9 protein-coding genes and 1 riboswitch are annotated in these 12439 nt (G+C 43.1%); of the genes, 6 read left to right on the top strand and 3 right to left on the bottom strand.

Features of this window, described 5'->3' with window-relative positions; all coding sequences use genetic code 11:
- Positions 1–9: 9 nt before the first annotated feature.
- On the bottom strand, positions 10–1173 hold the full coding sequence (locus tag DV740_RS08655; protein WP_118087849.1) for an SLC13 family permease: 1164 nt from the start codon (positions 1171–1173) through the stop codon (positions 10–12).
- Between the two features lie 225 nt (positions 1174–1398).
- On the opposite strand from DV740_RS08655, the gene DV740_RS14680 reads away from it, so the two are divergent.
- A complete protein-coding gene (locus DV740_RS14680) occupies positions 1399–1671 on the top strand; it encodes a hypothetical protein (protein ID WP_147340209.1) in 273 nt (90 codons plus the stop codon).
- A 39-nt stretch (positions 1672–1710) separates the two neighbouring features.
- Here DV740_RS14680 and DV740_RS08650 read toward each other — a convergent pair whose 3' ends face one another.
- Entirely contained in the window at positions 1711–2544 is an 834-nt protein-coding gene (locus tag DV740_RS08650) for an AraC family transcriptional regulator (protein ID WP_118057041.1), read from the bottom strand.
- 207 nt (positions 2545–2751) lie between these two features.
- Here DV740_RS08650 and DV740_RS08645 point away from each other — a divergent pair, with 207 nt between their 5' ends.
- From DV740_RS08645 to nrdD, 5 genes are all read left to right on the top strand, one after another.
- Positions 2752–3936 (top strand): trans-sulfuration enzyme family protein, encoded by a 1185-nt coding sequence (locus DV740_RS08645; RefSeq protein WP_022243024.1) that lies wholly within the window; start codon positions 2752–2754, stop codon positions 3934–3936.
- Positions 3937–3972: 36 nt separating this feature from the next.
- Complete coding sequence (gene dapF, locus DV740_RS08640; RefSeq protein WP_022243023.1) at positions 3973–4833, top strand: diaminopimelate epimerase; 861 nt, start codon at positions 3973–3975, stop codon at positions 4831–4833.
- A gap of 17 nt (positions 4834–4850) precedes the next feature.
- A complete protein-coding gene (locus DV740_RS08635; protein WP_118057042.1) occupies positions 4851–6320 on the top strand; it encodes a UDP-N-acetylmuramoyl-L-alanyl-D-glutamate--2,6-diaminopimelate ligase in 1470 nt (489 codons plus the stop codon).
- An 88-nt stretch (positions 6321–6408) separates the two neighbouring features.
- A riboswitch (cyclic di-GMP riboswitch) is annotated at positions 6409–6484 on the top strand.
- Positions 6485–6590: 106 nt separating this feature from the next.
- On the top strand, positions 6591–8513 hold the full coding sequence (gene pulA, locus DV740_RS08630; protein ID WP_118057043.1) for a type I pullulanase: 1923 nt from the start codon (positions 6591–6593) through the stop codon (positions 8511–8513).
- A 94-nt stretch (positions 8514–8607) separates the two neighbouring features.
- Positions 8608–10770 carry an anaerobic ribonucleoside-triphosphate reductase gene (gene nrdD / locus DV740_RS08625; protein WP_117841589.1) on the top strand — a complete coding sequence of 721 codons (2163 nt, stop codon included), beginning with the start codon at positions 8608–8610 and terminating at the stop codon, positions 10768–10770.
- Between the two features lie 105 nt (positions 10771–10875).
- Here nrdD and DV740_RS08620 read toward each other — a convergent pair whose 3' ends face one another.
- Positions 10876–12234 carry an MATE family efflux transporter gene (locus DV740_RS08620; RefSeq protein WP_242988745.1) on the bottom strand — a complete coding sequence of 453 codons (1359 nt, stop codon included), beginning with the start codon at positions 12232–12234 and terminating at the stop codon, positions 10876–10878.
- Between the last annotated feature and the right edge of the window lie 205 nt (positions 12235–12439).

The following is a 12439-nucleotide window of genomic DNA, read 5'->3' as shown; positions in this document are numbered from 1 at the left end:
AATGTTCCGTCAACCAAAGAATCGGTAAAGTCCGAAGAGAATCACAAGAAAAATGGCATTATAAAGAGTAAAGATACCAAGATAACGTTTCTTGTTACTGCCATCGGTATTGGCATAGAACTTAAAGGAAATAAGGCTTGCCAGTGAAGCAATAAGTGTGCCAAGACCACCTAAGTTGACACCGATAAGCAGTGCGGAATAATTATTGGTAAAACCGGAAAGCAGGATGGCAGCAGGCACATTGCTGATAATCTGGCTGCTGATAATTCCTATGGACACTTCATGCTGAACTAAAAGCACGGCAATAAGGTCGTGAACAAAAGGAATCCGTTTGATATTCCCGATAAAGAGAAAGAAACAGAAAAAAGTAAGCAGCAGAAAATAATCCACATCTTTTAACACATGGTAATCAAGAATAAGAAAACCAAAGAAAACGATAAGCAGCATTATCTGAAATGGCAGAATGTGCAGTACCGTCAGAAGGCATATCAGAAAAAGAATGCAATAAGCGGCAAACAGAATCCGGGGATTCCTGTGACTGCGGGAAGAGTCTGGCTTATCAATGGAACAGGCGGAAGACTCCGTTTGGGCTGCGGAAAAATTGTCTGCATGCAAAGAAACTTTTGGCAGAACCAGAAGAAAAAGGATAAGCAGTAATCCAGACACAGCAGAATAAGGCAGCATAATCCGGATAAAATCCCATAGAGACAGACCGGAAATTGTATACAGATAGAGATTCTGCGGATTGCCAAGGGGAGTCAGCATACTGCCGAGATTGGCGGCAATGGTTTCAAGAACGATAACTGGAATCAATGCCTGTCGCTGGTCAGCCATCGACAGCACCAGAATTGTAAAAGGCACAAAAGTGATCAGGGCAACATCGTTGGTAATCAGCATACTGAAAAAGAAGCAGAGAAAGACAAAAAGGGCTGCCAGTGTCCGCAGGGAATGTACCTTATGAAGGAGCATGGTTCCAAGCCGGGTAAAAACGCCAATCGAAGAAAACCCCCTTACCACAGCCATCAGGGAGAATAAAAGAGCCAGTACCCGGAAATCAATATAAGAAAAGTAATTTACGGATGGTGGAATAAAAAACATGGATACAACTGCCAGCAGGAAAGCAATGCAGCAGACGGTTTCTTTTTTGAAAAAATCTTTTACTTTTGTAAACATACGGGTCTCCTTCTATGAAATCATATCTTAGGCAGTTGCGAAAGATAATAACATTTTGCTAATAATTTCTTCGCTATGTAAAGTATCTTTGTTTTGCATCGAAATACCGTAGTTCTAAAATATTAGTTTTGCTTTTGGCGATAAAACCAGTCTTTCCAATGTTTAACAAAGATAGCGCCACTGTTCGTCAAAGTGCGGATGCCTGATAAAGGCTGTTAGGGGCACTTGGAATTTCGCCTGGCATCCGGCAACGCTGGCACAGGACGTGCCAGCGAGGCGCATCTGAACATGGATGTGAATATGCGCCGGTTGCCAGACGGACTTCTTAATTATCCGAAATTCCTAGTGCCCCTTGCAGGCGTTATGTGGCATCCGTATTCGACGGACAGTGGCACTATCTTATGTCAAAGCAACGGAAAGACTGCTTGCAGACAAGCAAAACATAATATTAAGAACTACTGGTATTTTGACGCACATAAATACACCTACTTCAAATAGCAAAGAAATTTCTGCTAAAATGTTATTCTTTCGCAGCACCTAAATCATTTCCCGCGGGGATTTTCCAAACTGCTTCTTATAGGCACGAAGAAAAGTAGAATAATTGTGAAAGCCGCAGGCAAAGCAGGCATCGGTTACCGCAGTGCCGGAGCTGATTAAATCCCTGGCAAAGAGAAGCCGCTTTGTGGAAAGATAATTTCCGATGGTATACCCGGTCTGCTCCTTAAAAGAGTGCATCAGATAATAGCGGCTGGTAAAAAAGTGCTCGGCTAAAGAATCCACCGTAATATCTTCCGTCAGATGTTCATTCATATAGGTAAGAACCGACAGAATCTTTTCATTTGCCTGAAAGGAATCTTCATATTGCAGAGTGCCGGATAAGGCAGCCCGGTTTAAGTGAATCATAAATTCTAAGAAAAGCGTATTCTGGTAAATCTCATTGGCAAAGCTGTCTTCGGAAAAAGAGTGGACAAGCTCTGTCATGGTATCTAAGAGCCGCCGTTCCTTCATGCCGGATAAGTGCAGGACATTGGACGGCATGGCAGCATCCGGAAGAAAGCACTGGTTTAAGAAAATAGTCTTATCGGATGATGTAACTGTAAAATCCGGGGAAACATAAATAATCATCCGTTCATAGGGTGTGGTGTCATGAATGATTGGACGGTGGACTTCACCGGCACGGACAAGAACCAGATCCCCCGGGGTAAGCTGGTAGGATTTTCCTTCAATACAATAGGTGACATTGCCGCTTAGGAAAAAGAGCAGTTTGTGAAAATCATGATAATGAAAGTCGTAGGCAGACATTTCGTGGTCAGTCAGGTGAAATATCTTAAAGTCATGATGAAGATATCCGGTTTTCTCATATTTTTTCATAAAAATCACATCCTATATACAAAATCAATCTATGGACAGTATAAAGCACGATTTGCAATAAGGAAAGCATTATTTTACTATCAATTTCAATAAAATGTTGGTATAATAATTGATATATGAAAAAGGACAAGTGCATCAATAGACGGTTGTCCTGTTAGAAATGAAAATATCTGGTGGGTAATTAAGACGAAGAAAGGCGGTAACAATATGAAAAACTTCAGCAACTATACCGATTACAGTACAAAAGAGGATTTACATTTTGAATCCAAGGCAGTACATGGAGCATTAGGAACGGAACCATTAACCGGCGCAGTCAGCATGCCAATCTTTCAGGCAGCAACCTTCCGCCATCCGGAATTAGGACAGACAACAGGATTTGCCTATAGCCGTCTTGAGAATCCGACCAGACAGGAATTAGAGCGTACCATGGCAATTTTAGAGGGCGGTATCCAGGGATTTGCATTTTCTTCCGGACAGGCTGCGAATATGGCAGTATTTTCCTTATTAAATCCGGGCGAGCATGTAATTCTTTCCGATGATATTTATGGTGGAACCTTCCGTATCATTGGAGATGTATTTGGAAAATATGGAATCGAGCATACTTATGTAGATATGTCTGAATTAGACGAAGTAAAGGCAGCTATCCGCCCGAATACAAAAATGTTCTTCGTTGAGACACCGACCAATCCGATGATGAAGGTGGCAGACATTCATGCCATTTCTGAAATTGCAAAATCCATCGGAGCATTAACCGTGGTAGATAATACATTTTTAACACCATATTTCCAGAAACCGCTGCAGTTGGGAGCAGACATTGTAACTCACAGTTCAACAAAATATCTGGGGGGACACAATGACACTATTTCCGGAATCGTCGTGGTAAAAGATAACAAAGAAATCGCAGATAAGATTCACATCCATATCAAATCCCATGGAAGCCAGCTGGCACCGTTAGACAGCTGGCTGGTATTAAGGGGAATCAAGACCCTTGCAGTCCGTATGGACCGTCACAATGAGAATGCCAGGAAGGTAGCAGAGTGGCTTCGTACACAGCCGAAGGTAAAGAAAGTATATTATGTTGGTTTTGAAGACCATAAGGATTACGAAGTAACCTGCCGTCAGACCACAGGATTTGGCGGAATGATTTCCTTTACCGTAGACAGCTATGAGACCGTTAAGAAGATTCTTAAAAATGTAGATATGATTATGTTTGCAGAGAGTCTTGGTGGAACAGAGACCCTAATCACATATCCGACCACACAGACTCATGAGGATACACCACTTGATGTGAAAGAGAAGCTGGGTATTACAGACTGCTTCCTTCGTATGTCAGTAGGAATTGAAAATGTGGATGATATCATTGCAGATTTAGACCGGGCAATGAATGCTTAAGAAAAATAAAGGAAAGAGAAAGCAAGGAGAAAATAAATGAAATTTACAAAGATGCAGGCATTTGGAAACGATTATGTATATATCGATGCCATTCATCAGCATCTTGACAATCTGCCGGAGCTTGCGAGATTCGTAAGTGACCGGCATTTTGCCATTGGTTCTGACGGAATGGTATTGATTTGTCCGTCCGAAAAAGGGGATTTCCGGATGCGGATGTTTAACCCGGATGGAACAGAGGGCGAGATGTGTGGAAATGCATTGCGCAGCGTAGGAAAATATGTATACGATCACAGACTGACGGATAAGACAGATCTTGTAATTGAAACCTTAGGCGGCATGCAGCATCTGAACCTGACTGTAACAGACGGTCTGGTAAGCAATATCAGAGCAGATATCGGAGCACCGAGAATGTCTGCAAAAGTGATTCCGGTCAACACAAAGCTGGATGAATTTGTAGAGCAGCCGGTACAGGTACTGGATAAGACCTTCCATATTACGGCAGTATCATGGGGCAACCCGCATTGTGCCATGTATGTAGACAGCGTGGCAGACCTTGATGTAGAAAAATACGGAAAAACCATTGAACATATGACAGAGCTTTTTACCAATAAGACCAATGTAACTTTTGTGGAATTTGTGCGCAGGGATTATGTGAAAATCCGGGAATGGGAAAGAGGAACCGGAGAGACTATCGGATGCGGAACCGGATGCTGTACTGCAGTGGTAGCCGGCGTATTAACCGGACGCTTAGACCGGAAAGTAACGGTAGAGCAGATTGGCGGACCGCTCTATATTGAGTGGGAGGAAGAAAGCGGACATATGTTTATGACCGGACCTTCCCATACGGTATTTGAATCGGAAATTGATGCAAGCCACATTATCGGAACAGCGGAATAATACATTAGGAGAGAAGTATGAAATTAGCAGAAATATGTGAAGAATTGACCTATACCTGCCTGCAGGGAGAGATGGAGAAAGAAATCAGTGATATTATCTATGATTCGAGAAAAGTAGAAAAAGACACCGTATTTGTCTGTATGGTAGGAGTTGTTGTAGACGGACATGACTTTGTTGAAGATGCGGTAAAGAAAGGTGCTTCCGCCCTTGTAGTAGAGCATGCAGTAGAAGTCGATATCCCGGAGAGTTGTACGGTTCTTCAGGTAGAAGATGCCCGTTATGCCCTGGCAATTATGTCGGCTGCTTTCTTTGGACACCCGGACAGAGAGCTTACCACCATTGGACTGACCGGAACCAAAGGAAAGACCACTACTACTTATATGATAAAGAGCGTTTTAGAGGAAGCCGGCAGGAAAGTCGGACTGATTGGAACCATCGGTGCCCTGATTGGGGAGGAAAAGCTTCCGGCAAAGAATACCACACCGGAATCTTATGAATTACATAAGATGTTCCGTGCCATGGTAGATGCCGGCTGTGAATATGTAGTAATGGAAGTATCCTCCCAGGGACTTAAGATGCACCGCGTGGCAGGAATTGTATTTGATTATGGAATCTTTACCAACTTATCACCGGATCATATCGGACCAAATGAGCATGCTAGCTTTGAAGAATATCAGGAATGCAAGAGTCTCTTATTCCGTCAGTGCAAAGAGGGAATCGTAAATGCAGATGATGAGCACGTAGATGGAATAATCAAAAATCATACCTGTAAGCTTCATACCTTCTCCTGTAAGAAAGACGCAGACCTGATGGCGGGAGCTGTTGGCTATCTGGATGAAGAGGGACAGATTGGCATGCATTTTACCACTACCGGCTGTATGAATGTTTATGCAGTGGTTCATATTCCGGGAAGCTTTTCAGTATACAATTCACTGGTAACCATGCTGACCTGTCATCTGGCAGGAATTTCCGATGAGGCAATTTTACGGGGACTGGATAAAGTAAAAGTCAGAGGCCGTGTGGAATTGGTTCCGGTTTCCAAAGATTTTACGGTAATTATAGACTATGCCCATAATGAAGTCAGCACAAGAAGCGTGCTTACCACATTAAAAGAGTATCATCCGAAACGTTTAATCTGTGTCTATGGTGGCGGTGGAAACCGTTCCAAGCTGCGCCGCTATGACATGGGAGAAGTGACAGGAGAACTGGCAGATTTAAGCGTGCTGACCTGTGATAATCCAAGAGATGAAGAAATCCGCGACATCAACAACGATATTAAGATTGGCCTTGCAAAGAGCAACGGAAAATATATCGAAATCGATGACCGCAAGGCAGCCATCAAATATTGTATCGAAAATGCCAAAAAGGGTGATATGATAGTGCTCCTTGGAAAAGGTCATGAAGATTATCAGGAAATCAAAGGTGTAAAATATCATTTTGATGAAAGAGAAGCAATTGCCGAAATAAAAAAAGAGTTAAATTTATAATTCACATATGTGAATTGTACTGAAATATAAGAATAGCAATAAGTAACCGGAGTCATTGACTTATAATTGTGCCACTATTATAATAAAGATTACGTATCAGCAAAACAGGTGAAAGCCTGTGACGCAAAGCTATAGGGTCTTTGAAATGACAGCCAGTTGCAAGAAGGAAGCATCCGTGCATTGGCGGAAGCTTCCTTTTTTCGGTTATGCAGAAATGCGCAAAGCGTGTTTTCTGTAGCCGTACGCAGGTAACAAGGGAAAGGAAAAAATATGCAGAAGTTTGATTATGAAGTATACACAGGAAATGATTTAGGAGCGGTATACTCACCGAAAATGACAAGATTTAAGGTCTGGGCACCGGAGGCAGAATCTGTGAAGCTGAACCTTTATAAACAGGGCGAAGGAGATAATCTCATAGAACAGCATGTTATGAAGAAGTCAGTAAACGGTACTTACGTTTTTGAAAAACAGGGCGATTGCAATGGAATCTACTATACCTATACAGTAGTAAATCACGGAGAAGAGCAGGAAGCAGTTGATCCATATACACGATCAGCGGGTGTAAACGGGCAGCGTGGAATGGTAATTGATCTTGCAAAGACCAATCCGCAGGGATTTGAACTGGATGAATACCGGAATCCGGAGCAGATTGTAGATGCAGTGATTTATGAAGGCAGTGTAAGAGATTTTACGATGGATGAATCCAGCGGCGTATTTCATAATGGAAAGTTCTTAGGCCTGACGGAAGCCAATACTACAAATCATTTTGGAGAAGCAACCGCACTTGATTATATCAGTGGCCTTGGTGTGACACATGTACAGATTCTTCCGGCATTTGATTTTGAGACCGTAGATGAGAAAAATCAGAAAGCACAGTATAACTGGGGATATGATCCGGATAATTATAATGTTCCGGAAGGTTCTTATGCAGTCAGCCCATATGATGGAACAGTGCGGATTCAGGAAATGAAACAGATGGTGCTGGCATTGCACAGCAGAGGAATCGGAGTGATTATGGATGTGGTCTTTAATCATACCTATCGAAGGGATGATTCCAACCTTCAGAAGATTGTGCCGGGCTATTATTATAGAAGTGATGAGACCGGATATACTGACGGATCCGGCTGTGGCAATGAAGTGGCCAGTGACCGTCCGATGGTGCAGAAATTAATCGTAGATTCCCTGATTTACTGGGCAAAGGAATATCATATCGATGGATTCCGCTTTGATTTGATGGGAGTTCTGGATATTGATACAATGAATGTTATTGCAGAGCGTTTAAAAGAAATCCGTCCGGATATTTATCTTTATGGGGAAGGCTGGAACGGTGGCCCATCTTCTCTGGCAGAGGAGAAACGTGCATTTAAAGCCAGTGCGAAAAAGATGCCGGGAATCGGCATGTTCAATGATGACATCCGTGATACCATAAAAGGAAGCGTATTCTATGATGATCATCTGGGCTTCGTTAATGGCGGCACCCATCTGGAAAATGCATTGCGCTATGGCATTACAGGAGCAGTCGCACATCCACAGGTAGATTATGATGCCTATGGCAGTAAGCCGTGGGCGAAAGAGCCGGGACAGAGTATTAATTATGTCTCCTGTCATGATAACTATACCCTGTGGGATAAATTATCCGTCTCCTGCCCGGAGGCATCGGAAGAAAAGAAGAAAGCCATGAACCGGTTGTGCGCAGCCATTGTATTTACTTCCCAGGGTGTGCCTTTTATCCAGGCAGGTGAAGAATTCCTCCGCAGCAAACCGCTGCCGGAGAAAAAAGGTTTTGCAGAAAACAGCTATAATATGCCGGATGCGGTAAACAGCATCAAGTGGGATAATATACATGAATATCCGGATATGATAGCATACTATAAGGGCTTGATGGCACTGCGGAAAGCCCATCCGGTATTCCGTATGCAGAGTGAAGCGGAAATGACACAGAATCTCTGCTTCTTATTAGATACACCGGAAAATGTTGTGGCATATCTTTTAAAGGGAAAAGGTGCAGATGATACACCAGAAAACATTTTGGTAATATTCAACGGAAATGATGAAGAGATTTTGTATAATTTGCCGGAAGGAAAATGGAAAATTCTGGTGGATGACAAAACGGCAGGTGCAGACGGCAAAAAAATTATTTCCGAAAAGGCCGATGTAGAGCCGCTTTCCGCTCTTGTATTAGAAAAAGAATAAACAATTTGGCACAATACCTTGAAAAGATAATTTAATCTGATACAATATATAGTATACGCGTTGAAAATGAATTATTTTGAATAGGGGTGCGAATATGAAAATCATTAAGAGAAGCGGGACGGAAGTTATATTTGATAAAGAGAAGATTTTAGCGGCTGTGTGTAAAGCCAATGAAAGTGTGGTAGACAGCGAGCGTATGACAGAGGCACAGATTAATGCCATTGGTGAAAATGTGGAGAAGGCATGTAATACCATGAACCGTGCATTAACCGTAGAAGAGATTCAGGATCTGGTGGAGAACCTGATTATGAATCAGCGTGCGTATACGGTAGCCAGAAATTATATCACTTACCGCTATAAACGTGCTCTGGTAAGGAAGACCAATTCTACCGACGACCAGATTCTGACGCTGCTTGCCTGCAAGAATGAGGAAGTAAAGCAGGAAAACAGCAACAAAAATCCAACTGTAAGCAGTGTGCAGCGTGATTATATGGCAGGAGAAGTCAGCAAGGATATTACCAAGCGCTTCCTGCTGCCACAGGATATTGTAGAAGCCCATGAGCAGGGAATTATACATTTCCACGATTCCGATTATTTTGCACAGCATATGCATAACTGCTGTCTGGTTAATTTGGAGGATATGCTGCAGAATGGTACGGTAATCAGTGAGACCATGATTGATAAGCCAAAGAGCTTTGAGACTGCCTGCAATATTGCAACCCAGAGCATTGCCCAGATTGCAAGTTCCCAGTATGGGGGACAGAGTATTTCGCTGGCACATTTAGCACCATTTGTCAATGTGAGCCGTCAGAAATTCCGTCGTCAGGTAGCAGCGGAATTTGAAGCGGCAGGACTGGAATTAATAGAAGAACAGATTAATAAAGTAGCTGAGATTCGTGTCAAAGATGAAATCAAACGTGGTGTCCAGATGATTCAGTATCAGGTGATCACATTGATGACAACCAATGGACAGGCACCGTTTGTAACCGTATTTATGTATATTGATGAAGTACCGGAAGGACAGGTAAGGGATGACCTGGCAGCTATCATTGAAGAAGTCTTGAAGCAGAGAATTCTTGGTGTGAAAAATGAGCAGGGCATCTACATTACACCGGCATTTCCAAAACTGATTTACGTGTTGGAAGAAGACAATGTTGAGCCGGATTCCAAGTATTATTATCTGACAGAGCTGGCTGCAAAATGTACCGCAAAGCGTCTGGTACCGGATTATATTTCAGAAAAAATCATGAAACAGCTGAAAGAGGGCAACTGCTATCCATGTATGGGCTGCCGTTCTTTCTTAAGTGTATACAAAGATGAAGAAGGAAAGCCGAAATATTACGGACGGTTCAATCAGGGTGTCGTAACACTGAATCTGGTGGATATTGCATGTTCCTCCGGCGGAGATATGACCCGTTTCTGGGAAATTTTTGATGAGCGTCTGGAATTATGCTATCGTGCGTTGATGGCAAGACATAACCGTCTGAAGGGAACGCCTTCTGATGTGGCACCGATTCTCTGGCAGTATGGTGCACTGGCCCGTCTTAAGAAGGGCGAGACCATAGACAAGCTTTTATATGGCGGCTATTCCACTATTTCTTTAGGCTATGCAGGATTGTGTGAATGTACCCGTTATATGACTGGTAAATCCCATACTAATCCGGAAGCAACACCATTTGCACTGGCAGTGATGCAGCATTTAAATGATGCCTGCGATAAGTGGAAGACAGAGACAAATATTGCTTTCAGTGTATATGGGACACCGCTTGAGTCTACGACCTATAAATTTGCAAAATGTTTACAGAAGCGTTTCGGAATTATTCCGGGCGTTACGGATAAGAGTTATATTACTAACAGCTATCATGTCCATGTAACAGAGCACATTGACGCATTCAAGAAGCTTGGTTTTGAAGCAAAGTTCCAGGAGCTTTCCCCGGGCGGCGCAATCAGCTATGTGGAAGTGCCGGATATGCAGGATAATATTGAGGCAGTACTGTCTGTCATTCGTTATATATATGACCATATTATGTATGCAGAACTGAATACCAAGAGTGATTATTGTATGGAATGTGGTTACAATGGCGAGATTAAAATTGTAACAGACAAATACGGCAAGCTGGTGTGGGAATGCCCAAGCTGTGGTAACCGTGACCAGGATAAGATGAACGTGGCAAGACGTACCTGTGGTTATATCGGAACCCAGTTCTGGAATCAGGGAAGAACTCAGGAAATCAAAGACCGTGTATTACATTTATAAAGAAAATTTAGAAAAAGGAGTACTTTAAAGCTGGCTCCATAAAAATACCCCGGAAACAGAAAGATTCATTCTTTGGAAGAAGGAACCATCTGCTTCCGGGATTTTCTATAGTGCGCTTTTTCGGAACAGCTTCCTGCGCAGCAGGTAATAGGCAAGGAGCATCATGCTTCCGGTCAGCACCCAGGAAATCGGATAGATAATCATAACTACCCAGAACTCATGGAAATACCGGCAGACGGTAGATACCCAGATGAGCCGCAGGACGCAGGAACCGAAAACGGTAATCAGTGCAGGCGACAGGGAATGTCCCAGCCCACGCATGGCACCTCCACTGATTTCATAGGTAGAAGTCAAAAGCTCCAAAGTTGTTGCTATTAACAGACGCTGGACGGCAAAGGTAAGTACCTTCGGGTCATTGCTGTAAAGGTGCAGGAAGAAGCCCCGTCCTAAGATGAAGACGCTGGAAAGGAGTCCACAGAAGATAAGGGAAAATATCATATTTAAGCGGAATACCTTTTTGCAGCGGTCATATTCACCGGCACCGTAATTCTGGCTGGTGAAAGTAACAGTAGTCTGGGCAAAAGCATTTACCACAAAATAGGAAAAATATTCAAAGTTTAACGCTGCGGCAGAACCGGCGACAGCATCAGAGCCGAAGCTGTTAATGGTACTCTGGATGCAGACATTGGCAATGGAAAAGACCATACCCTGCAATCCGGCAGGAACACCGATGACAAGAATCTTCTTTAATTCATGCCAGGAAATAGCAAGTGCCTTTGGCTCTAAACGAATCGGATCATCCTCATGCAGCAGGATGTAAATCAGGATTCCGGAGCTTACAATATTCGAAACCACGGTAGCGATAGCAACACCGGATACGCCAAGGTGGAAGGCAATGACCAGAATAAGATTCAGCCCGGTATTGATAACACCGGCTGCAATCAGTGCATAAAGCGGCCGTCTGCTGTCTCCGGTACTCCGGAGAATCGAGGAGCAGAAGTCATATAACAGAATAAATGGCATACCAAGGAAGTAAATCCGAAGGTATAAGACCGCAAGGTCAATGACATCATCCGGCGTTCCCATCAGTACCAGAACCGGTCTTGCAATAAACTGTCCCAAAACCAGCAGGAAAATGCCGCCAGCCAGAGCCACAACAATGGCAGTGTGAATGGCTGCTTTGATATTCTTATGGACACCCTGACCGATATATCGGGAAATAATAACATTCGAACCCAGTGAAATACCGATAAAAAGGTTAATCATCAAAGCAATCAGGGAACTGTTGCTTCCCACGGCAGCTAAAGCCTGGCTGCTGGCAAAGTTGCCGACGACAGCGGTATCGACAGAGTTAAAAAGCTGCTGTAAGATACTGCTGGCAGCCAGCGGCAGAGCAAAAATCAAAATTTTATTCCATAAAGATCCATGAGTCATATCAATGGAGTTTTTCTTCTTTTCCATCATTTAAATCCCTCGTATATTAGATGTATTGGCAATCGCGAAAGAAAAAGATTCTAAAATATTTTGAGAAATAAATCTTTTGTTTCTTTTTCTTAATAGGAAATATTATGTAATTCCTGCTTCGCATTTTTCCTGATTGCCGGCTGTCTTTCCGTTTGCTTTGATAAAAGACGCTTGTGCTGTCCGTCGATTACGGATGCCGCCTGAA

The organism is Roseburia sp. AF02-12 (assembly GCF_003461765.1).
Lineage (GTDB): Bacteria > Bacillota > Clostridia > Lachnospirales > Lachnospiraceae > Roseburia_C > Roseburia_C amylophila.
The sequence above is the reverse complement of the archived record's forward strand: the minus strand, read 5'-3'. Positions and strand labels throughout refer to the sequence as shown.

Coding starts and splice junctions, on each gene's coding strand:
- nrdD (WP_117841589.1), top strand. CDS start 8,608: ATGAAAATCATTAAGAGAAGCGGGACGGAAGTTATATTTGATAAAGAG.
- pulA (WP_118057043.1), top strand. CDS start 6,591: ATGCAGAAGTTTGATTATGAAGTATACACAGGAAATGATTTAGGAGCG.
- DV740_RS08645 (WP_022243024.1), top strand. CDS start 2,752: ATGAAAAACTTCAGCAACTATACCGATTACAGTACAAAAGAGGATTTA.
- DV740_RS08635 (WP_118057042.1), top strand. CDS start 4,851: ATGAAATTAGCAGAAATATGTGAAGAATTGACCTATACCTGCCTGCAG.
- DV740_RS08650 (WP_118057041.1), bottom strand. CDS start 2,544: ATGAAAAAATATGAGAAAACCGGATATCTTCATCATGACTTTAAGATA.
- DV740_RS08620 (WP_242988745.1), bottom strand. CDS start 12,234: ATGATGGAAAAGAAGAAAAACTCCATTGATATGACTCATGGATCTTTA.
- DV740_RS08655 (WP_118087849.1), bottom strand. CDS start 1,173: ATGTTTACAAAAGTAAAAGATTTTTTCAAAAAAGAAACCGTCTGCTGC.
- dapF (WP_022243023.1), top strand. CDS start 3,973: ATGAAATTTACAAAGATGCAGGCATTTGGAAACGATTATGTATATATC.